The sequence below is a fragment of the Streptomyces alanosinicus genome (genome assembly GCF_014650595.1).
In the GTDB taxonomy this organism is placed as follows: domain Bacteria; phylum Actinomycetota; class Actinomycetes; order Streptomycetales; family Streptomycetaceae; genus Streptomyces; species Streptomyces alanosinicus.
Genome location: NZ_BMVG01000011.1, coordinates 45,850 through 69,941, shown reverse-complemented (window position 1 = coordinate 69,941; position 24,092 = coordinate 45,850). Strand labels below are relative to the sequence as shown.

Below are 24,092 nucleotides of genomic sequence, written 5' to 3'. Positions count from 1 at the left end.
CAGACGGGGCCGGGAAGAGCACCGCTCCCGGCCCCGCCCGTCCGCCCCCTGTTGTCGTGGCGAACGTCTGCTGGTCAGCGGTGCGCTACCGCTTTCCCGCCTTCCGGGTGGCCCGCAGCCACTCCTTGTTCATCCGGGTGATGGACACCAGCGGGATCCCCTTGGGGCAGGCCGTCGCGCACTCGCCGGTCAGCGTGCACCCGCCGAAGCCCTCCGCGTCCATCTGCCCGACCATGTCCAGCACCCGGGTCTCCCGCTCGGGCGCCCCCTGGGGCAGCACGTTCAGATGGTTGACCTTGGCGGAGGTGAACAGCATCGCCGCACCGTTGGGGCAGGCGGCCACGCAGGCCCCGCAGCCGATGCACTCCGCGTGCTCGAACGCGAAGTCGGCGTCGGCCTTCGGGACCGGTGTGGCGTGCGCCTCCGGCGCGGCCCCGGTGGGGGCGGTGACGTAGCCGCCGGCCTGGATGATCCGGTCGAACGCGGACCGGTCGACGACCAGATCCTTGATCACCGGGAAGGCGGCGGCCCGCCACGGCTCGATGTCGATCGTGTCGCCGTCCTGGAAGGACCGCATGTGCAGCTGGCAGGTGGTGGTGCGCTCGGGTCCGTGCGCGTCGCCGTTGATGACGAGCGAGCACGCGCCGCAGATGCCCTCGCGGCAGTCGTGGTCGAAGGCGACCGGGTCCTCGCCGGAGAGGATGAGCTGTTCGTTGAGGACGTCCAGCATCTCCAGGAAGGACATGTCGGACGAGATGCCGTCCACCTCGTATGTGGACATGGCGCCTTCGGCGCCGGCGTCGCGCTGCCGCCAGACGCGCAGGGTGAGCTTCATGCGTAGCTCCGCTGGGTGGGGTGGACGTACTCGAAGACCAGGTCTTCCTTGTGCAGGACGGGAGCGGTGCTCGTGCCGGTGAACTCCCACGCGGCCGCGTAGCCGAACTCCTCGTCCCTGCGGGCGGCTTCGCCGTCCGCGGTCTGGGACTCCTCGCGGAAGTGGCCGCCGCAGGACTCGGCGCGGTGCAGCGCGTCGAGGCACATCAGCTCGGCCAGCTCCAGATAGTCGACGATCCGGTTGGCCTTCTCCAGCGACTGGTTGAACTCCTCGCCGGTGCCGGGCACCTTGATGCGCCGCCAGAACTCCTCGCGGATCTGCGGGATGCGCTCCAGGGCCTTGCGCAGCCCGGAGTCGGTGCGGGCCATGCCGCAGAACTCCCACATCAGCTCGCCCAGTTCCCGGTGGAAGGAGTCCGGGGTGCGGTCTCCCGCCGCCTTCAGCAGCCTGCCCAGCCGGTCCTCGGTCTCGGCCAGGACCTCCCGGACGGCGGGGTGTTCGGCGGTGACCGGGTCCTGGTGCGGGTTGCGGGCGAGATAGTCGTTGATGGTGGCGGGCAGCACGAAGTAGCCGTCGGCGAGGCCCTGCATCAGCGCGGAGGCACCGAGCCGGTTGGCCCCGTGGTCGGAGAAGTTGGCCTCGCCGATCGCGAACAGACCCGGAACGGTGGTCTGCAGGTCGTAGTCGACCCACAGGCCGCCCATCGTGTAGTGCACGGCCGGGTAGATCCGCATCGGCACCTCGTACGGATCCTCGTCGGTGATCCGCTGGTACATGTCGAAGAGGTTGCCGTACTTCGCCTCGACCGCCTTGCGGCCCATGCGCCGGATCGCGTCGGCGAAGTCCAGGTAGACGCCCTGACCGCCGGGGCCCACGCCCCGGCCCTCGTCGCAGACGTTCTTCGCGGCGCGGGAGGCGATGTCCCGCGGGACCAGGTTGCCGAAGGACGGGTAGATGCGCTCCAGGTAGTAGTCGCGCTCGTCCTCGGGGATCTGGTGCGCGGGGCGGGTGTCGCCCTTGGCCCTGGGCACCCAGATCCGGCCGTCGTTGCGCAGCGACTCGCTCATCAGCGTCAGCTTGGACTGGTGGTCGCCGGTGCGCGGGATGCATGTCGGATGGATCTGCGTGAAGCAGGGGTTGGCGAAGTACGCGCCGCGCCGGTGCGCCCGCCAGACGGCGGTCGCGTTGGAGTTCATGGCGTTGGTCGACAGATAGAAGACATTGCCGTATCCGCCGCTGGCGAGGACGACGGCGTCCGCGAAGTAGGTGTCGATACGGCCCGTGACCAGATCGCGGGCCACGATCCCGCGCGCCCGCCCGTCCACGACGATCAGGTCGAGCATCTCGGTGCGCGGATGCATCTCCACGTTCCCGGCGGCGATCTGCCTGCTGAGGGCCTGGTAGGCGCCGAGCAGCAGCTGCTGGCCCGTCTGGCCGCGGGCGTAGAAGGTGCGGGAGACCTGGACACCGCCGAAGGAGCGGGTGTCGAGCAGGCCGCCGTACTCGCGGGCGAAGGGCACGCCCTGGGCCACGCACTGGTCGATGATCTCGACCGAGATCTGGGCGAGGCGGTGCACATTGGACTCGCGGGCGCGGAAGTCGCCGCCCTTGACGGTGTCGTAGAACAGCCGGTGGATCGAGTCGCCGTCGTTGCGGTAGTTCTTCGCCGCGTTGATGCCGCCCTGCGCGGCGATGGAGTGGGCGCGGCGCGGGGAGTCCTGATAACAGAACTGGACGACGTGGTAGCCCTGTTCGGCCAGGGTCGCGCCCGCCGAGCCGCCCGCGAGGCCGGTGCCGACGACGATGATCGTGTGCTTGCGCCGGTTGGCCGGGTTGACCAGCTTGGCCTCGAAGCGGCGCGTGTCCCAGCGCTCGCCGACCGGGCCGGCCGGGGCCTTGGTGTCGGCGACCGGCTCGCCCGTCGCGTAGTTCAGGTATTCGGTCATGTCAGCTCACCACTCCGGTCATGACGCCCACGGGTACGGCGATGAAACCGGCCGTGAGCAGCAGCGCGAGGACGTTGGCGACGGTCTTCAGGGCGCGGTCGCGGGCCCGGCTGCCGACGCCGAGGGTCTGTGCGGCGCTCCAGAAGCCGTGCCGGATGTGCAGGCCGAGCGCGAGCATGGCGACGATGTAGATGACGTTGCTGTACCAGTGCGAGAAGTCGCCGACGACGTTCTGGTACGCGTGCCCGTGCTGGAAGTGTCCGGGGTGCACGGTGCCGGTGGTCAGGTCGAGGACGTGCCAGACGATGAACAGACCGAGGATGACGCCGCCCCAGCGCATGGTGCGGGTGGCGTAGCTCGCCCGGGGCTTGCTGTGCACGTACTTGCTGGGCCGTGCCTTGATGTCGCGGCGGCTGAGCTGGTACGCGGACGTGGCGTGGGCGACCACGGCGACGACGAGCACGATCCGGATGAGCCAGAGCGTCCACTCGTAGTGCATGAAGGGTTCGCCGACGGTGCGCAGCCAGTGGGCGTAGTGGTTGAACTCGCCCGCTCCGAAGTAGATCTTCAGATTGCCGATCATGTGCGCCACCAGGTAGAGCAGCATGATCAGGCCGCTGACGGCCATCACTGTCTTCTTGCCGACGGAGGAGTCCCACATCGTGCGCGCCATGGACGGCCGTCGGTCCGTCCGCGTTGCCAGAGCCATGGCACGCACGCTAGGGCCGGAGGACCCGATCAGTCCAAGACATGGTCCAGCTCGTTTCCATAGCCGGAAGCTATCGTGACACCATGCAGTTCCAGCAACTTCAGTACTTCGTCGCCGTAGCCGAGACCCGGCACTTCACCCGCGCCGCGGAACTGGTGCATGTCGCCCAGCCCTCACTGTCCCAGCAGATCAAGGCGCTGGAGCGGGAGCTGGGCGCGGATCTGTTCCTGCGCGCCCGGGGCAACATCAGCCTCACCGACGCCGGTGAGGCGCTGCTGCCGCTGGCCCGGCGGATCCTGGCCGACGCGGACACGGCCCGCCACGAGGTGCTGGAACTGGTGCAGCTGCGGCGGGGCCGGGTACGGCTGGGGGCGACACCGAGCCTGTGCACGGGGCTGCTGCCGGATGTGCTGCGCGCGTTCCACGACCGCTATCCCGGCATCCAGCTGCTGATCGAGGAGGGCGGTTCGCACGACCTGGTGCGGGAACTGGCCCGGGGCGCGCTGGACCTCGCTCTGATCGTGCTGCCCCTGCCGACGCCGGCGCCGGCGCTCACCACGGTGGAGCTGCTGCGGGAGGACCTGGTCGTGGTGTCCTCACCGGAGGCGCCGGCGCCCGGCCGGGGCGGGCGGGTGGTGCGCATCGCCGATCTGGAGGGCGAGCGCCTGGTGATGTTCCGGCACGGCTACGACCTGCGGGAACTGACCGTGGCGGCCTGTCGTGCCGAGGGTTTCGAACCGGACTTCGCGGTGGAGGGCGGCGAGATGGACGCGGTCCTCGGTTTCGTCCGGGCGGGGCTCGGCGTGGCCGTCGTACCGCGCATGGTGGCGACGCGGGCCGGGCGCGGGTTGCGGGTCACTCCGCTGGCCCGGCCGGGGCTGCACCGGGCCATCGCGCTGGCCCACCGCAGTGACGTCGCTCCGCCCCGGGCCGCCCGGGAGTTGCAGCGGATGCTGCTGGAGCAGTGACCGGGGCGCGCCCCGGCGTCAGCCAAGAACGACGGGATCAGCAGAGGACGACGGGGTCAGCAGAGGACGGCGGGCTTGAGCACCTCCTCGCACCAGCGGCGCAGGGACGTGGGCGCGGTGTGCGGCGTGCTCGGCGCCATGCTGCCGTAGAAGCCCTGCCCGGTGGTCGCGGCCGCGAGATCGGCCAGCCCCTGCGCCCAGTCCTCGCTCGCCCCGTACCGCATCAGCGTCGCCTTGTACTCCGCGCCGCTGATCTCCCGGAAGGCAACCGGTCTGTCCAGCACCGCGGACACGACCGCCGCCATGCCCTCGGGGGTCAGCTCGTCGGGCCCCACCAGCGGGATGTCGTCCTGACCGGTCCAGGAGCCGTCCAGCAGCAGCCGCGCCGCCGTGACGCCGATGTCACGGGTGGCACAGGTGCGCAGGACCTGGTCGCCGGGCGCCGCCATGGTGATCACACCCTCGTCGCGTATCGACACGGCCAGGTGGAGCAGGTTCTCCATGAGGTACGGCGGGCAGAGCGCCCGGTAGTGGACGCCCGTCGCCCGGATCACGTCGTCCATGGCGAGCGAGGCCGAGATCTGACCGGCGTGCTCGGCGACACCGCGGCCCAGGGTGGAGACGGCGACGACGCGCTCGACGTCCTGGTTCACCACCGCCTCGACGAGCGGCCCGGTGAACGCGCGGAAGTGGCCCGCCACGCTCCGCGCGGCGGGCGTCGGGGGCACCAGCCAGAACACCCGGTCGGCCCCCGCGCACGCCTTGGCGGCGACATCGGGGTCGGCATGTGATCCGGGGACGACGTCGACGCGGGCGCGCACGTACGGGGACAGCCGCGCGGGGTCGCGGACGATCACGCGGATCTCTCCCGCCGCCTCCCCCGCGTCGAGGAGCGAGTCGAGGACCTGGCCGCCGATATGGCCGGTCGGCGTGGTGACGAGGATCATGGCAACTCCCGTGGGCAGGGCGCGGATTACGTGATCGAGACTGCCCTGTGGGGCCGGGGAACTGAAGGATCGCCCGGCTCACGGTTGTTACCCTCAGGGCAATACCGAGGGCAGGGGGAAGCCGTGGAATCCGGCCCGTTGCGCTATTTCGTCGCCGTCGCCGAGGAACTCAACTTCGCCCGTGCCGCCGCGCGGCTCGGCATCTCCCCACCGCCGCTGTCCCGGGCGATCCGCCGGCTGGAGACCGAGCTCGGCGTCACCCTGTTCGAGCGCACCACACACCATGTGGCGCTGACCCGGGCCGGCGAGGTCCTCCTCGCCGAGGCGCAGGTCGCGCTGGACGCCCTTCAGGCCGCCGGGCGCCGGGCCCAGCGCGCCGCCGGCCCGGGGACCGGACTGGTGCTGGCGATCAAGGCCGACGGGGAGTCGGGGCTGCTGGAGCCGATCCTGGAGCACTACGCCGCTCTGCCCACCGCGGTCCCGGTGACGGTACGCCTGGGCGGTTGGCAGGAGCTGCCGGGGCTGCTGCGGCGCGGGGAGGCCGACGCGGCGCTGGTCCACGAGCCGTTCGACCACACCGGACTCGACTGCGAGACGCTGACCGGCGAGCCGCGCGTCGCCGTGCTCGGCGCGACGCATCCGCTCGCCGCGCGCGACCGTCTGTCGCTCGCCGACCTGGGCCTGCGCGCCGGTGATCTGCACCGGTTCCTGGAGGAGGTCCGGCAGGGGGTCCATGATCTCGCCCAACTGCTCACGCTCGCCGCGCTGGGCGAGTTGGTCACCCTGCTGCCGGCCTCCGTCGCCGCCCGCTACCCCCGCCCGGGCGTCGTCTACCGGCCCGTCCCGGACGCGCTCCCGGCGGTCCTGACGATCGCCTGGCCCCAGCAGTCCCGTTCGACGGCCACGGCGGCACTGGTCCGTGCGGCCACCGCCGTGGCCGAAAACCTGCGCCCGGGCGAGGCGGACGCCGAGCCCGTGCGGCAGTGAAGGGATGCGTCACCCGTCCCCGAAGAGCTCACCCCGTCGCGTCCACCAGTGCCAGGTCGTGCAGTCGCTCCGGTGGGCCGGGGCGGGCGTAGTACCAGCCCTGGGCCGTGTCGCAGCCCAGTATCCGCAACTGCTCGGCCTGGGCGCCGGTCTCCACACCCTCGACGGTGACCGCGAGGTCGAGGCTGTGGGCGAGGGTGACGATCCCCTCGACGATCTTCAGGTCGACGGGGTCGGCGGGGAACTGCTGCATGCCCTGGGTGAAGGAGCGGTCCAGCTTGAGGATGCTCACCGGCAGCCGGCGCAGGTTGGCCAGGTTGGAGTAACCGGTGCCGAAGTCGTCCAGGGCGATGTCGACGCCCATCTCGGCGAGCCGGCGCAGGGGTTTGAGCAGATCGTCGTCGGCCCCGATGAGCGCGGACTCGGTGACCTCCAGACACAGCGCCTCCGGAGCGACACCCGCCCGCTCCAGGATGTCGACGGTGTCCTGCACCAGACCCGGATGCGTGAGCTGGCACGGCGACAGGTTGACGTTGATGCGCAGCGGACCGGCGGCCGTCTCCTCGCCGTGGCGTTCCCGCCAGGCGCGGGCCTGGCGGATGGACTCCTCCAGCACCCAGCGGCCGAGCGGGACGATCAGACCGGTGTGCTCGGCGAGCGGGATGAAGCGGTCGGGGCCGAGCACTCCGTGCTGCGGGTGCAGCCAGCGGACCAGGGCCTCGGCGCCGCGCACACTGCCGTCGCCGAGGTGGACCAGCGGCTGGTACTCGATGAAGAACTCGCCGCGCTCCAGGGCCGTGGGAAGGGCCGTGGTGAGGCCGTGGCGGGTGATGGCGCGGGCGTCCGCCTCCGGGTCGGCGAGTTCGGAGCGGTTGCCGCCCGCCGACTTCGCCCGGTACATGGTGATGTCGGCGCTGCGCAGCACTTCCGCCGCCGTGCGCTCACCGGCCGGGCCCTCCACGATGCCGAGGCTGCCGCGCACCATCAGATCCCGGCCGTCGATGCTGATCGGGGTGATCAGGGCGTTCATGATGCGCTCGGCGAGTTCGTCCACCGCGCGCTCGGTGCCCGGACCGGTGGTCAGGGCCACGAACTCGTCGCCGCCGAGCCGGGCGACCATCTCGCCGGGTGCGGTGGCACAGGACTGGAGCCGGTCGGCGACCTCCACCAGCAGCCGGTCGCCGGCCGCGTGCCCGAGGCTGTCGTTGACGGTCTTGAAGCCGTCCAGGTCGAGGTAGCACAGCCCGAAACGCTGTCCCTCGCCCGCGGCCAGCACCTTCTCCAGGCGCTCGAAGAACAGCGTGCGGTTGGGCAGCCCGGTGAGGGCGTCGTGCGTCGCCTCGTAGCGCAGCCGGAGGTTGAGCAGCCTGCGCTCGGTGGTGTCCTCCATGAGGGCGAGCTGGTACTGCGGGGCGCCGTCGGCGTCGCGCAGCAGGGAGACCGTCAGATTGGTCCACAGCACGGTGCCGTCGGGGCGGTTGAAGGCCTTTTCGAGGTGGTAGTGCTCGCGGTCGCCGCGGACGAGTTCCTCGTAGAGCCTCCAGGTCTGCGGGGCGTCCTCGGGATGCACCCAGTCCTGCACACGGCGGTCGCGCAGGATGTGCGAGGAGAGCCCGAACATGCGCAGCAGCGCCTCGTTGACCTGCAGGATGTTGCCGTCGAGGTCGGCGATGCCGATCCCTATGGCCGCGCCCTCGAAGACCGCGCGGAAGCGGGCCTCGCTGGCGTGCAGCGCCTGCGCGACCACGCCCTGGGCCTGCAACGCGGCCTGGGCGATGGCCTCCTGCTCCACGAGCGTCCGCTCGCGCAGCGCCTGCGCGTACCCGGCGGCCATCGCGTGCTGCAACCGCGAGGAGCGCATCCGCGGCTGGTCCTGGGGGCCGTCCTCGGCGCAGTACAGCACCAGATAGGCGTCGACGCAGTCCAGGGTCCGGGTGAGCGCCTCGGGGTCGGTGCAGTGCGCGCCGACCAGCGCGGCGCCGACCGCCTTCGCGCCGTCCGCGTCGAAGCCGCGGGCCCGCAGCAGCTCGCTCAACCGGCGTGCGAGCGGAAGGAGTTCTTCCTCGAACTCCGCGCGGGTCCGCGACGTGGAGGTCACGGGGTAGACGGCCCGGCTCCAGATCGTCGTGAACCGGCGCAGTCTGTCCTCCGGCCCGTCCGGCTCCGCCCTCACGCCGTACGCCCCACGCCGGCGAATCCGGAGAAGGCGAACGGATCCTCGTCCTCCGGCGCCGACTCCGGCCGCCAGTGCGGCATCGGCACCAGTCCCGGTTCCACCATGTCGTACCCCTCGAAGAACCGCGCGATCTCGTCGCGCGAGCGCATGATCAGCGGGTTGCGAATGTCCTTGTATACGTCCACCGCGCCCTCGGCCCGCTCGGCAGGCACCGGGATTCCCTCGTACGAGGCATGGGTGAGGATCAACAGGCTGCCGGGCGCGAGGGCCTCGCTCAGCTCGGCCACCGCACCGTAGGGATCGTCCGCGTCTTCCACGAAGTGCAGTATGGCAACGAGGAGCAGGGCGACCGGACGGTTCAGGTCGATCAGTCGCTCCCGCTGGGGGCTGGAGAGGATCTCCTGCGGCTTGCGCAGGTCCGCCGCGACCACGTCCGCGATGTCGTTGCCCGCCAGCACGGCCTGGCTGTGCGCGACGGCGACCGGGTCGTTGTCGACGTAGAGCACATGGGCGCCGGGTACGGCCGACTGGGCCAGCTCGTGGACATTGCCGAACGTCGGGATGCCGGAGCCGACGTCCAGGTACTGGGTGATGCCCCGGTCTGCCGCGAACCGCACGGCGCGGCGCATGAACGCCCGGTTGGCCTGCATGATCTTCGGCAGCCCCGGCAGGAACTCCATCGCCTTGCGGGCCGCGTCCCGGTCCACCTCGAAGTTGTGCGAACCGCCCAGGTAATAGTCGTAGATCCGCGAGACGCTCGGCACCGAGATGTCGATGCTCCGGGGGGCCCAGGCGGGGCGCTCCATATATCTCTCCCAGGGGTAGGCGACAGGGACAGGCGATCCGGTGTTCGAGCTGAGGCTACTGATCGCCCGCCAACGGAGCGACCCAAACCGGAAATTGACCGTCCGTTCCCCGCCACTGCCTGCGGCAAGTGCCCGTACGACCCCGTTGTGTGATGCCGGTGCGCGCTTGGGCTGCTCCTCCCCACCGAGGCACCCCTCCATGCACAACGGTCCGCCCCCTCCGTGCGGTGCGGAGGGGGCGGACCTTCGGTGGCGCTCCGGGTCGGGCGGGGCGATCGACCCTGGGGAGGTGATCTAGTTGCCCGGTGCGCCGACCGGCTTGCCGTCGGGCGAGACGGCGTACCACGTGCCGCCCACGCCCTGACCGTTGGTGTCGCCGGGGGCCTTGTCCCCGGAGAAGGTGTAGACCGGCCAGCAGTTCACGGTCATCTGCTTGGTGCCGTCGGGGCGGGTGAAGCCCATCAGGCCCTTCTTCTTGACGCCCTGGGTGTCCTCCGCCTTGACCGGAGCGACCGCCGGCCACTTCTCCAGGCAGGCTCCGGTGCAGTTCGAGACGGACTTCGGCCAGGCCTTGTCCTTCAGGAAGCGGTAGACCGTCCTGCCGTTCTTGTCCACGACGATGTCGCCGAGCTTGGGGTCCTTGCGGACGGACAGTCCCGGCTGCGCGGCCAGGGAGGCCTTCTTGCCGTTGGGGGCGAGCGCGAACCACTTGCCGCCCACGCCCTGGCCGTTGACGTCACCGGCGTTGACGTCCTTGACGTAACGGTAGGCGGGCCAGCCGCCGACCGTGAGCTGCTTGGTGCCGTCGGCGCGGGTGACCTCGCCCAGCAGCGCCTTGTCGATGCCGGCGCCGGCGGCGGCGTCGTCGGCGGGCACCGGCGGCCAGGTGGTCGCGCAGGCGCCGGCACAGTTCGACTTGGGCGGATTGGCAGTGTCCGCGTCGAACCGGTACAGGGTGAGGCCGGAGCCGTCGGTGAGCACACTGCCGAGGTCGGGGTTGGCGGCCACGGTCAGCTTGCCCGCGGGGGCGGCCGGGGACGGGGAGCCGGAGCTCTGACTGCCGTCGGCGCCGTAGCCGTTGCCCGCGCTCGTGCCGGTGCCGACTCCGGCGCCGGTGGTCGGGCTGCCCGCGGGCGCGGTGGCCCCGACGTTCTGGGCCGCCGATGCCGGGGTGGTGCCGTTGTCCTGACCGCACGCCGTCGTCAGCGCCAGCACCGAAGCGGCTGTGGCCACCAGTGAGGCGGTCCGCCAGGAGGTCTTCATGTCCAACTCCCCATATTCGCCTGGATGTTGCAGCGCCTGCCGCGCCGCCGCACGGCCATGGATACGCACCGCGGGGGCCGGAGTGTTCAACGGGCGGGGAAGTTCCTCCGGAAATTCTTTCCGGACCCCACGCGGCCCGTACAGATGTGCGGAGCACGCCCATCGGATCGCTCACCGCGTCAAACCATTGATCGCGGTATGTCCCTCCTTCGGAGCAATACCGCCGCGCTACGGCGTACGACCGGGTTCCACACCCCATGATCTTCGTCGTGCATGGACCCGAACCGACCCGATATCCGCCCGCCGTACGGGTGTTGGCCCTGGCGGCGCTGACCTGGACCCTGGTGGGCTGCCCGGTCGGGGTCGCGTCGGCCGACGCCTGCGCGTACGCCTCGGCGGGCCCGGACGGCAGCGCGGCGGTGGCCTACGCAGGCGACCGCCACTGGCCGACACCACGGCCCTGGCCGGGCTTCACCCTGCCGCCGTGCCGGCCTTCGCCGACCCCGACGCCGAAACCGCCACCCCCGCCGCCACCGCCACCGCCTCGGCCGGAACCGACGGCGACACCGACGCCGACACCGACGCCGCGCCCGGTGCCGAAGCCCACTCCGGTGCCGAAGCCGCCGGCCCGGCCCGCCCCGGCTCCGCCGTCCCCGCGGCCGGCACCGACACCCACCCCCGCGCCGACGCCCACCCAGACCCCCAGGCCGACGCCCACGCCGCACACCCTGACGGCCCGGGTGACCTATCCGGCGTACCACCCGCATCCCGTCGCACACGCCGCGCCCGGCCACACCACTCCGGTCACCTATGTCCTGCTCATCACCGTTCCGGCGATCGTCGCCGTCGCGGCCCTGCGCCCGCGCTGACGCGTGGGCCGGCTCATCTTCTGGAGGTATCCGTTGCCGGATTGGCTTGTTCTCGTCCTCGCGATGCTTGCGGCCTGTGCCGTCGTGGTGACCGTCACCCTCATGCGGCACAAACGGGCGCCCGAGGACGAGGATCCCAATGACACCCCGGACGTCATCGAGTACATGACCATGTGGATCGGCGTCGTGTACGCCATCGTGCTGGGCCTGGCCATCGCCGGCGTGTGGGAGGCCCGCAGCGCCGCGCAGGACTATGTGCAGAGCGAGGCCCAGGCGCTGCACGAGATCTCCGAGCGGGTCCGGGTGTATCCGGCGGACGTCCGTGACAGGATCCGGGACGATGTCAACGCCTATGTCGGCTACGTCGTGGACCACGAGTGGCGGACGATGTCGGCCGACGAGCACGTGACCGGCCGTGGCGCGCAGCTGCTGCAGAAGGTCCGCCAGGACGTCACCGACTACCAGCCGAAGAACGACTTCCAGGCGCAGGCCTACCAGCCGCTGCTGGACCAGATGTCCGCCGCCGACCAGGCGCGCAACGCCCGTGCCGACTCCACCGGGGCCACCATGCCGTCGGTCGTGTGGTGGGGCCTGCTCGCCGGGGCGGTGGTCACCGTCGGCATGGTGTTCGCGCTGCAGATCCGGCGCACCAGGCGCGAACTGATCCTGGCCGGGCTGTTCTCGGCGACGATCGCGTTCATGCTGTTCCTCATCTGGGACTTCGATGCGCCGTACAGCCGAGGCATCGCGGTGACCGCGGAACCGTTTCTGAACATGTTCCCGGGGGTCACCGGATAGTCGCCCGGCCGCGGCCGCGCGCTCGCCGTGCGACCGCTCTCCCGCCGGACGGCGATCGCCCCGGTTCCCGTCAGGGACCGGGGCGATCGCCTTGTACGCCCTGTGGGTCAGATCCCCTTCTCGCGCCGGCGGCGCAGCCAGAACAGGCCGCCCCCGATGAACGCCGAGGCGACGAGTCCGGCGCCGATCGCCATGTCGGTCGGGGTGGCGCCGGAGGTGATGCCGCCGCCGATTCCGCCCTGGACCCCGCCGAGCACGGTGAACGCGCCCGGGCGGGTGAGCGACCGGCCGTCGCAGTGGATCGTGATGTCGTACCGGCCGGGACGGGCGTCGTGGTCGATGCGGGTGTGCGCCCGCCCCGTGTCGTCACGGAACGGGTTCAGCTGGGTGGTGGGAAAGGCGCGGGAGGAGACGGTGCCGCCGCGGCAGCCGCTCACGGTGACGGTGAGGGGGGCGCCGCTCGCGATCACATGGGGCGTGGCGACGACGCTGCGCGGGCCGCCGTCCCGGCCCCCGAAGTCATCGCCGCGTCCGCCCTGGTCGCCGTCCCGGCCCCCGAAGTCGTCACCACGACCGCCCTGGTCGCCGCCGCCCTGGCCCCCGAAGTCGTCCCCGCGGCCCGCGTCACGGCCGCCGTCCCCGTGGCCGCCGTCGCCCCGGCCGCCGTCGGAGCCACGGTTGCCGTTGTCGTCGAAGTGACCGTGGATGCTGAAGCTGCCGCTGAAGCTGCTGTTGCCCGGGTCTCCGCCCCCGTGGTTGTCGGTCGGGCCGCCGCCGTTGCCGAACCCCGCGTTGTCGACTGACATTCCGTTGTCGTTGCCCATGCCGTCCGCGACGGCCACAGGGACAGCGAGCCCGAGCGCCGCGACCGCGGCGCACGCGGCCACCAGGGCACGTTGGTTTCGCATGTGATCCTCCGCGGGAGGCAGCCGGGGGCCTGTCCCCGGGCGATCGGCGAGAGAACACCTCCCGGGACGACACTCGGGCGCGCGGAACACGCCCGCATGTCGAGAATCGTCCGTCCTGGTGAGGCAACACGCCGGACGAAAAGCACACAATCGGATATTGCCGCAGGTCACGGAGTGTCAGAAAAATCCTGGGAATGGCAACTCGGATGGCGCACCACCAAGGCCCCCGGCCACCCGTTCGCCACTTGCCCCGTCGCCCGCCGCGCGCACGGGACTTAGCGTTTTCCCATGCGCGTTGGAGGTGGTGGCGACCGCGTCGAGGAGGAATGGCGGATGTCCGCGTTCGAGCTGGCCGAGCTGGCCAAAGAGGAGGAGCGGCGGCGCAGACGCGCCCCGTGGGGCGTGATAGCGCTTCTGCTGCTGACCGGCGTGGCGCTCATGCGCAACGGTTCGGGCGAGTTCGACGCCGGTCCGCCGCAGCCCGCTTCGGCGGTGGCCCCGGACACCCGTACCGGCACGGGCACCCTCTCCGCGGCCGCGGCGCCGCTCGCGTTCTCCGCCGTCGACCGGGTCCGGATCCCCGCGATCCAGGTGAACGCTCCGGTGATGCCCGTCGGTCTGAACACCGACGGCTGGGTCACCGCGCCGCCGCCGGACAACCCCAATCTGGCGGGCTGGTTCACGGGCGCGGTCTCCCCCGGCGAGAAGGGCACCGCCGTCATCGTGGGACACGTCGACAACCAGCGCGGCCCTGCCGTGTTCTACGGACTCGGGGCCCTGAAGAAGGGGAACCGGATCGAGGTGCTGCGCAAGGACGGGAAGACCGCGGTGTTCGAGACCTATGGCGTCGAGGTCTTCTCCAAGAGCGGCTTCCCGGGCGACCGCGTGTACCGCTCGAAGGGAACTGCGGAGTTGCGGGTCATCACCTGCGGCGGCGGATTCTCCAAGCGGAACGGTTACGACGGGAACGTCGTCGCCTTCGCCCGCCTGGTCGCGGTGAACTGATCCGGAAAGGCGTCACAGGCGGCGGCGCGGGACCGTCAGGTGATATCCGGAGTCGATGAGATAGGGCAGCCATTCATGGATGGCGTGAACGGTCTGCGAGCGGTCGCCCCCGGCGTCGTGGGAGAGCACCACGACCCCGGGGGCGGCGCCGCTCTCGACCCGGTCGGTGATGGTGTCCGTGCCGGGCTCCATCCAGTCGGTGGTGTCGACCGTCCAGGCCATCGGCTCCATGCCCATCTCGGCGCCCAGCTGGAACGCGGCCCGGTTCCAGGCGCCGTAGGGTGCGCGGAACCACTGCGGGCGCTCGCCGTAGGTGTCCTCGATGATGTCGCTCGTGCGCGCCATCTCGGAGTGGATCTCCTTGCGGTTGAGGGTCGTCAGCAGCGGATGCGTCCAGGTGTGGTTGCCGACGACATGGCCTTCGTCGGCCATCCGTGCCACCAGTTCCCGGTAGTCGGCGACGCATTCCCCGCACACGAAGAACATCGCGCGCACGTCGTACTTGGCGAGGGTGTCCAGGATGTGCGGGGTGTAGTCCGGGTTGGGGCCGTCGTCGAAGGTCAGCATCATGTGCCGGCCGCGCCCGGAGATCCGCAGGATGGGTTCCTCGCGGACCTTCAGCCGGTGCGCCGGGGTGTGCGGCGGTCCGTCACCGGTGAGCGGCTGGAGCCGGAAGGCGGATCCCTTGAGCGCCGGCCGGGCCTGCGGACCGGGCACGGGCGCGGGGGCCGCGGCGGTCCCTGAGGTCTTCTCGCCGACGCCCGCCAGAACCGCTCCACCGGTACCCGCGGCGCCCAGAGCGGCGGCGCCGGCGAGGAGCATCCGGCGCCGCGTGAAGAAATGATCCTTCTGCATGACTCATCAGTCGCCCCACCGAACTCCGGCGCACCACCGCGACACCGGTGCGGCGGTGGGATTACACCCGGACGGCGGAGCACGGGCACGGTCCCGGTCGGCCACTCGGGGGTCCGGACAGCGGTCACCGAGCGGCATGTGCCGTCAGCGGTGGCGCACCAGGGGGAACGGCAGGGTCTCGCGGATCGTCAGGCCGGTGAGGAACATCACGAGGCGGTCGACGCCGATGCCGAGGCCGCCGGTCGGGGGCATCGCGTACTCCAGGGCCTGCAGGAAGTCCTCGTCCAGTTCCATGGCCTCCGGGTCGCCGCCGGCGGCCAGCAGCGACTGTGCGGTGAGCCGTCGGCGTTGTTCCACGGGGTCGGTCAACTCCGAGTAGGCGGTGCCGAGTTCGGTGCCGAAGGCGACGAGGTCCCAGCGTTCGGCGAGCCGCGGGTCGGTGCGGTGCTGCCGGGTCAGCGGTGAGACACCGGTCGGGAAGTCCTTGTAGAAGGTGGGCAGCCGGGTGCGGTCCTCGACGAGCCGCTCGTACATCTCCAGGGCGATGTCCCCGGGGCCGTCGTCGGCGGTGTACGGCACCCCGGCCCGGTCGCACAGCCGGTGCAGCCGCAGCAGTTCGGTGCCGGGGCCGATCTCCTCCCCCAGCGCCTCGGAGATCGCGCCGTACACCGTCCTGACCGGCCACTGCCCGGAGATGTCGTACTCCTGCCCGTCCTTGCGGGCCACCGGGGAGCCGAAGGCGGCGGTCGCCGCGCCCTGGATCAGCTCGCGGGTGAGGTCGAGCATGACGTCGTAGTCGGCGTACGCCTGGTAGGCCTCCAGCATCGTGAACTCGGGGTTGTGCTTGTAGGAGACGCCCTCGTTGCGGAAGGTGCGGCCCAGCTCGAAGACCTTCTCCAGGCCGCCGACGCACAGCCGCTTCAGATACAGCTCGGGGGCGATGCGCAGATACAGGTCGAGGTCGTAGGCGTTGATGTGGGTGGTGAAGGGGCGGGCGTTGGCGCCGCCGTGGATCTGCTGGAGCATCGGGGTCTCGACCTCCACGTAGCCGCGGTCCAGCAGGCCCTGGCGCAGGGCCTGTACGGCGGTGGAGCGGGCCCGGAGCACGGCGCGGGCGGCGGGGCTGGTGGCGAGGTCGAGATAGCGGCGGCGGACGCGTGCCTCGGGGTCGGCAAGGCCCCGGCGTTTGTCGGGCAGCGGGCGCAGGCACTTGCCGGTGAGCTGCCAGTCGGTGACGAAGACGGTGGGTTCGCCGCGGTCGCTGAGGCCGGCCCGGCCGGTGGCGGTGATGTGGTCGCCGATGTCGGTGCCGGCGGTGAAGCGGCCGAGGGCGGCGCCCGAGGTGCTTCGGGTGAGGGCGATCTGGTGGTCGCCGGACCAGTCCCGCAGCACGGCGAAGACGATGCCGCCGAAGTCGCGGACCAGCATGAGCCGTCCGGCCACGGTGACCTCCTCACCGGGGGGCACGTCGGCGAGGGCGTGGGTGGGGGCCAGGACGCCGACCGGGTAGGGGTCGGTGCCGCCGGCGCGCAGCCGGTCGAGCTTGCGGTGGCGGACGCGGACCTGGTCGGGCAGGCCCGCGTCCGGGGCGGCCGGCCCGGCCTGGTCCCCTCCGTCGAGGCCGAGCGCCGTCAGGGACGGCAGCCCGTGGGTGGTGGCGGGCCGCTGCCCGGTCTTCGGGTGCCCCTTTCCCCAGAGTTTGCGCAACGACGGTACGGAGACGAAGCCTTCGGCGATGCCGGAGGCGAGGCCGATGCGGGCGAGGGAACCGGTGTCGCCGTAGCAGATGAACCGCGGGTACCACTCCGGGTGGTATTTGGCGTTGGAGCGGTACAGGGCCTCCAGTTGCCACCAGCGGGAGAAGAACAGCAGCAGCCGGCGCCAGAGACGCAGGACGGGTCCGGCGCCGATCCGGGCGCCCTCCTCGAAGACGGACCGGAAGACGGCGAAGTTCAGCGAGATCCGGCGTACCCCCAGCTTGGGGGCGGCGGCGCACAGTTCGGCGGCCATGAACTCCATGACGCCGTTCGGGGCGGCGCGGTCACGGCGCATCAGGTCCAGGGAGACGCCGTCGCGGCCCCAGGGCACGAAGGACAGCAGGGCGAGGAGCCGGCCGTCCTCGCCGAGGGCCTCCACGAGCAGGCAGTCCCCGTCGGCGGGGTCGCCGAGCCGGTCCAGGGCCATGGAGAAGCCGCGTTCGGTCTCGGTGTCGCGCCAGGCGTCGGCCTTGTCGACGATCTCCTCCATCTCGTGTTCGGTGAGGGTGGCGTGCCGGCGGATGCGGCAGGTGGCGCCGGTGCGGCGGACGCGGTGCACGGCCTGCCGGGTCACCCGCATGTCACGGCCGTCGAGGTCGAAGGCGGCCACGTGCACGATCGCCTCGTCGCCGAGCTGGAGGGCACCGAGGCCGGCGCGGGCGTAGGCGCGGGCGCCGTCCTCGGAGGCGCCCATCACGGCGGGCGCCCAGGCGTAGCGGCGGGCCAGGTCCAGCCAGGTGGCGATGGCGTGCGGCCAGGCCTCCGGGTCGCCGACGGGATCGCCGCTGGCGAGGCAGACGCCGGCCTCGACGCGGTAGGTGACGGCGGCCTTGCCGCTGGGTGAGAAGACGACGGCCTTGTCGCGGCGGGTGGCGAAGTAGCCGAGGGAGTCCCGGGCGCCGTAGGCCTTGAGGAGGGCGCGGATGCGGGCTTCCTCGTCGTCGTGCAGTGCTGCTTCCAGGCGCTGGGAACGGAAGAGCGCGGCGGCCGCGTTGAGCAGGGCGAGGGCGCCGAACAGGCCGAGCACGAAGGTGACCCGGCGGGGCGGGCGGCCGGAGAAGGTGCTGGACGGGAAGAGTCCGCCGAGGACCCGGTCGGCCGCCCAGACCAGATGCTCGTTCGCCGGCAGCGTGCCCGGGAACAGCATGACGAGGCCCCAGCCCAGCAGGATCGCCGCGGCGAGCCCGGCCAGCAGGACGCCGATGGCCCGCCACAGGGCGCCGCGGCGGGAGGCGGCGTAGAACTCCCCGCGGGCCACGACGAGCAGAAGCAGCAGCAGGCCGCACAGCACCAGGGACGGCAGCGACGCGGCGTACTGGCGAAGGGCCACGCCGAGGATGTCGGTGAGGCACAGCAGGCCCAGATAGACGACGACCAGCCACCAGGCGACCTTCTTGCGGGCGGCGGTGGCGGCGGCCAGCAGGAACAGGAAGACGGCGTAGGCCAGGTTGGCGCTGATGGGCACCAACAGCGCGTCGAGGGTGCGGGCGACCGGGCGGAGCAGGCGCCGCAGCGGTTCGATGAGCGCGATCAGTGCGCACAGCAGGCCGAGTGCGGCGAAGAGCGTCGCGAAGGCCTCGGGCACCCAGCCGAGCCGCCCGGCGGCGGGCGGGCGTAGCGGGGCCGTGGGGTCCCTCGGTGCGGCGGGCTCCGCGCTGACGGTCATGATGTCGACTGTAGGAAGCGGGCGCCCGCCTCGCCCGTCGAGCCGGCGCCCGGCTGCCCGGGCGGCCGTGTCCAACCGGCGCGGAACGGCCCCGCGCCGCCGGGGGAAGGGCCGGTTCCGATAGCCTCACGCCGTGACGGAACAGCACGAGCAGCACTCGCCCTCGCACTCGGGGTTCGAGCGGGGTACGGACGGACCGAAGGTCATCGTGGTCGGGGTGGACGGCTCCGACTCCTCGCTGCGTGCCGCGGCGTACGCGGGCGGGCTCGCCCGGCGGCAGCACGCGCTGCTGGCCGTGGTGTACGTGCAGCCGGTGCTGGCGGCCGGCGCGGCGCTCGGGGCGCCGGTGGCGGAGACGACCGACGAGATCGCCGAGGACCTGGTCGCCTACATCCGGGAGGCGGCCGAGCGGGTCAAGGGGATATTCGAGGTGCGCTGGGAGTTCCACACCTTCCGCGGCGACCCCTACAACGGCCTGGTCAAGGCGGCCGACGAGCTGACGGCGGACGCGGTGGTCGTGGGCGCCTCGGAGCAGGCCGGGCACCGGATCATCGGCTCTGTGGCGGTGCGGCTGGTGAAGGCGGGACGCTGGCCGGTGACGGTGGTGCCGTAGCCTCCCGAGGCTCGCGCAGGAGCAGGAGCGGGGTCGCGAGCAGCAGGACTCCGGCGAGGGCGATGGCGGTGCGCGGTCCGGTGAGGCTCGCCAGCAGGCCCCACAGGGCGGTCAGGGCGGCCGTGGTGGCCTTGCCGGTGATCGACCAGGCGGACAGGGTGCGGGCGACCCGGTCGTTCGGGGTGCGCTCCAGGCGGCGGGTGGCGGACACCGGGCTGTAGACGGCCGAGCAGGTGATCACGCCGAGCTCCAGGGCCATCACCAGCAGCAGGCCGGGCGGACCGGGCCGGACGAAGGCCAGCCCCAGCGGCCAGACGACGCGCAGGGTGCCCGCGGTGCGCAGCACCCGCTGCTGCCCGTACCGGGCGACCAGCGGGCGCGCCACGCGTGAGCCGAGGAGGCCGCCGAGGCAGGGCACGGCGAAGGCGAGACCGTACTGCCAGGGGGCGAAGCCGAGCGGGCCGAGCATGAGGACGGCCAGCGGCGGGACGGCGACCATGATCAGGGCGTTGGCGGCGAGGTTGTTGAAGAACAGCGGCCGCAGGGCCGGGCTGGTGAGGATGTGCCGCCAGCCGTCGAGCAGGTCGGCGGCCCGCAGGCGTTCGGCGCCGGTGCGCCCGGGGCGCGGCTCGCCGCCGCCGACGGCCCTGATGCCCAGGGCCGACAGCAGAAAGCTGACCGCGTTCGCCACGACCGTCGTGACGGGACCGAACAGGCCGATCGCGGCGCCGCCGAGGGGCGGCCCGAGGACCAGGGCGGTCCAGTTCGTGGACTCGAACCGGGCGTTCGCACCGAGCAGCCCGTCGGCCGGCACGAGCGTCTTCAGGAAGGCACCGGACGCCGCGTTGAACGCGATGTCGGCCGCGGCCACGGTCATGGAGACGAGCAGCAGCTGACCGAGGCCGAGTCCGCCGAGCGCGTAGGCGGCGGGCACGGTCAGCAGCGCGGCGAACCTGACCAGGTCCATCCCCATCATCACCGGCCGCTTGCGCCGGAACTCCATCCACGGCCCCAGCGGCACCGCCAGCACGGCACCCACCGCGGGCCCGGTCGCGGCGAGCAGCGCCACCTCGGCCGGCCCGGCGTGCAGCGCGACCACGGCGATCACCGAGAACGCGTCGAAGGCGAGATACGTACCGAGCGCACTCACCGAGTAGGCGGCCCACAGCCACCCGAACCGCCGTCCCATGCATATCCTCCCGTTGCCCCGGGACATGAAAACGTGCAGGTGGCTGCGGAATCAAACAACCCAGGGGCCACCTGCCACAACCAGCGGTTGTACGGTGACGAGGTGGATCTCAAGGCAGTGCGCACCTTCGTCACGGTGGCCGACTCGGGCCAGTTCCAGGAGGCCGCGGCGGTGCTCGCGGTCACCCAGCAGGCCGTCTCCAAGCGGATCGCCGCGCTGGAGAAGGAGCTGGGGGTGCGGCTGTTCACCCGGACCGCCCGGGGTGCCGGCCTGACCGCCGACGGCCGGACCTTCCTGCCGCACGCGCGCGAGCTGCTGCTGGCCGAGGAGCGCGCGACCGCCTCGGTACGGCCACGGCGGCGCGCTCTGCGGGTCGACGTGATCGGCGCGCGGCTCGCCCCGGCGGCGCTGCTGCGCGGCTTCCACGAGGCGCACCCGGACATCGCCCTGGACGTCGTCACGCTCTTCGACGTGGACTCGGCGCTCACCGCCCTGCGCTCCGGGACGATCGACGCGTCCTTCCGCGCCGTCGCCATGCCCGGCCGGCCGCTGCCCAGGGGCGTGGAGGCCGCGCGGGTGTACGACGAGCCGGTCCAGCTGCTCACCGGCCCGGGGCACGCCCTGGCCGGCCACCGCTCGGTCACACCCGGGCAGCTGGCCGGGCACCGGATCTGGATGCCGGGCATCGTGGAAGGCACCGAGTGGGCCGCCTACTACGCCTCGCTCGCCGCCGAGTTCGGCCTCACCATCGACTCCCGGGGCGCCAACTTCACCGGGGCGGTGCAGGACGCGGTCGCCGGCTCCGACACGCTGGCGACCCTCGTCACGGAGCGGCTCCGGCTGACCTGGCCGGCCGGCCATGATCTGCGCCGTATCCCGCTGGTCGACCCGACCCCCGTCTACCCGCACTGCCTCCTGTGGTCCGCCGCCGACCCGCACCCGGCGCTCGCCGCGCTCCGCACCCATCTGGCCGAGGTCTGGTCCCTGCGCGCCGCCGCCGGCACCTGGACTCCTTCCTGGGCTTGCGTGGCGTCTTCCGTCCGTGACGCCCCTGAGCCATCATGATCCGCCGTCAGCCGTTGCCTTCGGCGAAGAGGTGAGACGCATGGCCAAGCTCCGCGCGGGTGAGGGGATTCTCCGCCGCAAACCCATCGAGCACATCGAGGAGACCGAGGTCGGCGAGGGCCCCCGGCTCGAACGGTCGCTCGGCCTGTGGCAGCTCACCGCGATCGGCGTGGGCGGCATCATCGGCGCGGGTATCTTCACGCTGGCCGGCACGGTGGCGAACGGCACGGCCGGGCCCGCGGTGCTGGTGTCGTTCCTCATCGCCGGTGTGGCGAGCGCCTGTGCGGCGCTGTCGTACGCCGAGTTCGCCGGGCTGATCCCGAAGGCGGGATCGGCGTACACCTACGGCTATGCGGTGCTCGGCGAGTTCGCGGGCTGGTTCATCGGCTGGGACCTGCTGCTGGAGTACACCGCGATCGTGGCGGTGGTGGCGATCGGCATCTCGGGTTATTTCGGCTTCCTGGTCGAGGAGATGGGCGCGAACCTGCCGCACTGGATGCTGGGCGCGCCCGGCACCGGGGACGGGCACCGCGTCGACCTGTTCGCGGCGATCCTGTGCCTGCTGATCGCCTGGCTGCTGAACCTGGGCATCCGCAGCGCGGCCCGCTTCGAGACGGTCGTCGTGGCCCTGAAGGTGCTGGTGGTGCTGCTGGTGATCGGGGTGGGCGTGTTCCACATCGACACGGCGAACTACCACCCGTTCTTCCCGTACGGCGTCGGCGGCGCCTTCACCGGCGCGGCGACCGTGTTCTTCGCGGTGTTCGGCTACGACGCGATGTCGACGGCGGCCGAGGAGTCCAAGGACGCCCAGCGGCACATGCCGAAGGCGATCCTCTACTCGCTCGCCATCTCGATGGTGCTGTACGTGGCGGCCTGTCTGGTGCTGACGGGCATGCAGAACTACAAGGACATCGACAAGGAGAGCGGCTTCGCGACGGCGTTCAAGTCGGTCGGGCTGACCGGCCTCGCGGATGTGATCGCGGTGGGCGCGATCATCGGCATCCTCACGGTGATGTTCACGTTCATGCTGGGTGTCACCCGGGTGTGGTTCTCGATGTCCCGGGACGGGCTGCTGCCCAGGTGGTTCGCCAAGACGCACCCGACGCGCCATGTGCCGACCCGGGTGACCTGGATCGTCGGAGCGGGCTCGGCCGCCATCGCCGGGTTCGTGCCGATCGGCTCGGCGGCCGAGCTGACCAACATCGGCATCCTGCTGGCGTTCGTGGTGGTGTGCACGGCGGTGATCGTGCTGCGCTACCGCCAGCCCGAGCTGCCGCGCACCTTCCGCACACCGGGCATGCCCGTGGTGCCCGCGCTGGGTGTGGTCTTCTCGATCTGGCTGATCACGTTCCTGCAGTGGGAGACCTGGGTGCGGTTCGCGGTGTGGTTCGTGGTCGGCTGCGTGATCTACTTCGGCTACTCCTACCAGCGCTCGGCGCTGGCCGGGCGGGCGACCGCCGAGTGATCACTCCCCCATGACCAGGCCGTCCTTGGCGGCTCCGCGGCTGAGCACCACGTCCCGGATGCGGTCGCGCACCCCCTCCAGACCGGCGCCGTCGGCGATGGCCCGGTTGACGTCCACCACCCGGCCGGCGTCGAGGTCGTACAGCTGCGGGATGAACTCGGCCTTGCGGACCTCCCAGCGGTCGCCCGGCCGCACGGGCGGGGCGAAGGTGAAGCGGCCGATGGTGGACTCGTTGCCCCGCGGGTCCCGGACGCCTTGCGCGTTGTACATCTGCCCGGCGATCTGATCGCCCATGCCGTAGATCACCCAGGTGCCGTTGACCTTCTCGTAGGCCTGCGGGACATGGGCGTGGGTGCCGAGGATGAGATCGATGTCCGGGCGGCCGTCGGTGGCGGCGGCGGTGAGCCGCTGGGCGAGGCCGACCTGCAGTCGGTCCGGCTCCTCCTGCCACTCGGTGCCCCAGTGCACCGAGACCACGACCACGTCGGCACCGGCCTTCCGGGCGGCGCGCGCGTCGGCGATGATCCGCCCCGCGTCGATGTGGCTCACGGCCCAGGGCCGGCCGGCGGGCGGCCGGACGTCGCCGCCGAAGGTGTACGCGAGATGCGCGACCCTGGCGGGGCCGGCCTTGAGGATCGTGACCGAGCGGGACTCGGCCTCGGTGCGGGCGGTGCCGGCGTGCCGGAGCCCGGCCCGGTCCATGGCGTCCAGGGTGCGGCGGATGCCGGCGGTGCCGTCGTCCAGGGAGTGGTTGGACGCGGTGGAACAGCCGTCGTAGCCGGTCGCGACGAGGCCCTGGGCGATCTGCGGGGGTGATTTGAAGGAGGGGAAGCCCGAGTACTGGCCGTCGGCGCCGTAGACGGTCTCCATGTGACACAGCGCCAGATCGGCGCGGGAGACCACCGGCTGGACGCCGGAGAGCATGGGCCGGAAGTCGAAGCCGCCCTCGCCGGAGTCGTAGGCCGCCCGGTCGATGACGGAGGTGTGCGGCAGGACGTCACCGGTCGCGACGAGGGTGAAGCCACGGGCGGTGGCGGACCCGGACGGGGCCGCGTGCCCGGACTCCTCGCGCGCGTGGTTCTGGCAGGCGGCCCCGGCCGCGAGGACGGCGGTGAAGGCCAGGGCCACCTGTTGTCTGCGTCCGATCATCAGCTCACCCCAGGAATGTCGTATTTACCGACAAAACCGTGACGGGCATATGGGTACGAATCTTGCTTGTCGGATAAACAACCCGAGCGGGCTCGTTAGCCCATCCGGCGCCGTGC

Annotated in this window: 21 protein-coding genes; 8 read left to right on the top strand and 13 right to left on the bottom strand. The window is 71.8% G+C overall.

From position 1 onward, the window contains the following. Nucleotides 1-85: 85 nt before the first annotated feature. The 3 genes from IE277_RS23155 to IE277_RS23145 are packed head-to-tail and all read right to left on the bottom strand — an operon-like array spanning nt 86 to nt 3,454. Nucleotides 86-835 carry a succinate dehydrogenase/fumarate reductase iron-sulfur subunit gene (locus IE277_RS23155; protein WP_189955425.1) on the bottom strand — a complete coding sequence of 250 codons (750 nt, stop codon included), beginning with the start codon at nt 833-835 and terminating at the stop codon, nt 86-88. Further along, on the bottom strand, nt 832-2,781 hold the full coding sequence (locus IE277_RS23150) for a fumarate reductase/succinate dehydrogenase flavoprotein subunit (RefSeq protein WP_189955423.1): 1,950 nt from the start codon (nt 2,779-2,781) through the stop codon (nt 832-834). Before IE277_RS23150 ends, IE277_RS23155 begins: the two co-directional genes overlap by 4 nt. A gap of 1 nt (nt 2,782) precedes the next feature. Beyond that, on the bottom strand, nt 2,783-3,454 hold the full coding sequence (locus IE277_RS23145; RefSeq protein WP_189955666.1) for a succinate dehydrogenase: 672 nt from the start codon (nt 3,452-3,454) through the stop codon (nt 2,783-2,785). A gap of 119 nt (nt 3,455-3,573) precedes the next feature. Between IE277_RS23145 and IE277_RS23140 the strand changes: the two genes are divergently transcribed. Beyond that, nucleotides 3,574-4,458: a LysR family transcriptional regulator gene (locus tag IE277_RS23140; RefSeq protein WP_189955421.1), complete on the top strand. Its 885-nt coding sequence runs from the start codon at nt 3,574-3,576 to the stop codon at nt 4,456-4,458. A gap of 56 nt (nt 4,459-4,514) precedes the next feature. Here the strand turns inward: IE277_RS23140 and IE277_RS23135 are convergent, their stop codons facing one another. After that, nucleotides 4,515-5,405, bottom strand: coding sequence for an NAD(P)H-binding protein (locus IE277_RS23135; RefSeq protein WP_189955419.1), 891 nt, complete (start codon nt 5,403-5,405; stop codon nt 4,515-4,517). 123 nt (nt 5,406-5,528) lie between these two features. Here IE277_RS23135 and IE277_RS23130 point away from each other — a divergent pair, with 123 nt between their 5' ends. Beyond that, the gene (locus IE277_RS23130) at nt 5,529-6,392 is read left to right on the top strand and encodes a LysR family transcriptional regulator (protein WP_189955417.1); all 864 of its coding nucleotides are present in this window, start codon (nt 5,529-5,531) and stop codon (nt 6,390-6,392) included. 28 nt (nt 6,393-6,420) lie between these two features. Here IE277_RS23130 and IE277_RS23125 read toward each other — a convergent pair whose 3' ends face one another. The 4 genes from IE277_RS23125 to IE277_RS23110 form a co-directional block, all read right to left on the bottom strand. Beyond that, nucleotides 6,421-8,565, bottom strand: a complete 2,145-nt coding sequence (locus tag IE277_RS23125; RefSeq protein WP_189955415.1) for a putative bifunctional diguanylate cyclase/phosphodiesterase — start codon at nt 8,563-8,565, stop codon at nt 6,421-6,423. Beyond that, a complete protein-coding gene (locus tag IE277_RS23120; RefSeq protein ID WP_189955413.1) occupies nt 8,562-9,374 on the bottom strand; it encodes an SAM-dependent methyltransferase in 813 nt (270 codons plus the stop codon). The genes IE277_RS23125 and IE277_RS23120 overlap by 4 nt, the downstream gene beginning before the upstream one ends. Nucleotides 9,375-9,668: 294 nt before the next feature. Then, nucleotides 9,669-10,637 (bottom strand): SCO0930 family lipoprotein, encoded by a 969-nt coding sequence (locus IE277_RS23115; RefSeq protein WP_189955411.1) that lies wholly within the window; start codon nt 10,635-10,637, stop codon nt 9,669-9,671. Nucleotides 10,638-11,061: 424 nt separating this feature from the next. Beyond that, complete coding sequence (locus tag IE277_RS23110) at nt 11,062-11,355, bottom strand: hypothetical protein (protein ID WP_189955409.1); 294 nt, start codon at nt 11,353-11,355, stop codon at nt 11,062-11,064. Between the two features lie 22 nt (nt 11,356-11,377). Here IE277_RS23110 and IE277_RS48855 point away from each other — a divergent pair, with 22 nt between their 5' ends. After that, nucleotides 11,378-11,506 carry a hypothetical protein gene (locus IE277_RS48855; protein WP_268252646.1) on the top strand — a complete coding sequence of 43 codons (129 nt, stop codon included), beginning with the start codon at nt 11,378-11,380 and terminating at the stop codon, nt 11,504-11,506. A 33-nt stretch (nt 11,507-11,539) separates the two neighbouring features. Continuing rightward, nucleotides 11,540-12,304, top strand: a complete 765-nt coding sequence (locus IE277_RS23105) for a bestrophin-like domain (RefSeq protein ID WP_189955407.1) — start codon at nt 11,540-11,542, stop codon at nt 12,302-12,304. A gap of 107 nt (nt 12,305-12,411) precedes the next feature. On the opposite strand, the gene IE277_RS23100 is transcribed toward IE277_RS23105, so the two are convergent. Next, nucleotides 12,412-13,212 carry a hypothetical protein gene (locus IE277_RS23100; protein WP_189955405.1) on the bottom strand — a complete coding sequence of 267 codons (801 nt, stop codon included), beginning with the start codon at nt 13,210-13,212 and terminating at the stop codon, nt 12,412-12,414. Nucleotides 13,213-13,545: 333 nt separating this feature from the next. Here IE277_RS23100 and IE277_RS23095 point away from each other — a divergent pair, with 333 nt between their 5' ends. Then, nucleotides 13,546-14,217 (top strand): class F sortase, encoded by a 672-nt coding sequence (locus IE277_RS23095; protein WP_189955664.1) that lies wholly within the window; start codon nt 13,546-13,548, stop codon nt 14,215-14,217. Between the two features lie 12 nt (nt 14,218-14,229). Here IE277_RS23095 and IE277_RS23090 read toward each other — a convergent pair whose 3' ends face one another. Beyond that, nucleotides 14,230-15,072 (bottom strand): polysaccharide deacetylase family protein, encoded by an 843-nt coding sequence (locus IE277_RS23090; protein WP_189955403.1) that lies wholly within the window; start codon nt 15,070-15,072, stop codon nt 14,230-14,232. 144 nt (nt 15,073-15,216) lie between these two features. Then, nucleotides 15,217-18,495, bottom strand: a complete 3,279-nt coding sequence (gene lysX, locus IE277_RS23085; RefSeq protein ID WP_189955401.1) for a bifunctional lysylphosphatidylglycerol synthetase/lysine--tRNA ligase LysX — start codon at nt 18,493-18,495, stop codon at nt 15,217-15,219. Nucleotides 18,496-18,628: 133 nt separating this feature from the next. Here lysX and IE277_RS23080 point away from each other — a divergent pair, with 133 nt between their 5' ends. After that, nucleotides 18,629-19,108, top strand: a complete 480-nt coding sequence (locus IE277_RS23080) for a universal stress protein (RefSeq protein WP_189955399.1) — start codon at nt 18,629-18,631, stop codon at nt 19,106-19,108. Here the strand turns inward: IE277_RS23080 and IE277_RS23075 are convergent. Continuing rightward, a complete protein-coding gene (locus IE277_RS23075) occupies nt 19,044-20,297 on the bottom strand; it encodes an MFS transporter (RefSeq protein WP_229881917.1) in 1,254 nt (417 codons plus the stop codon). The two genes, IE277_RS23080 and IE277_RS23075, sit on opposite strands and share 65 nt — an antisense overlap. A gap of 102 nt (nt 20,298-20,399) precedes the next feature. Here IE277_RS23075 and IE277_RS23070 point away from each other — a divergent pair, with 102 nt between their 5' ends. After that, entirely contained in the window at nt 20,400-21,362 is a 963-nt protein-coding gene (locus tag IE277_RS23070) for a LysR family transcriptional regulator (protein ID WP_189955395.1), read from the top strand. A gap of 40 nt (nt 21,363-21,402) precedes the next feature. Then, nucleotides 21,403-22,827 (top strand): amino acid permease, encoded by a 1,425-nt coding sequence (locus tag IE277_RS23065; RefSeq protein WP_189955393.1) that lies wholly within the window; start codon nt 21,403-21,405, stop codon nt 22,825-22,827. On the opposite strand, the gene IE277_RS23060 is transcribed toward IE277_RS23065, so the two are convergent. After that, a complete protein-coding gene (locus IE277_RS23060) occupies nt 22,828-23,976 on the bottom strand; it encodes a CapA family protein (protein WP_189955391.1) in 1,149 nt (382 codons plus the stop codon). It lies immediately after the preceding gene. Nucleotides 23,977-24,092: the final 116 nt, after the last annotated feature.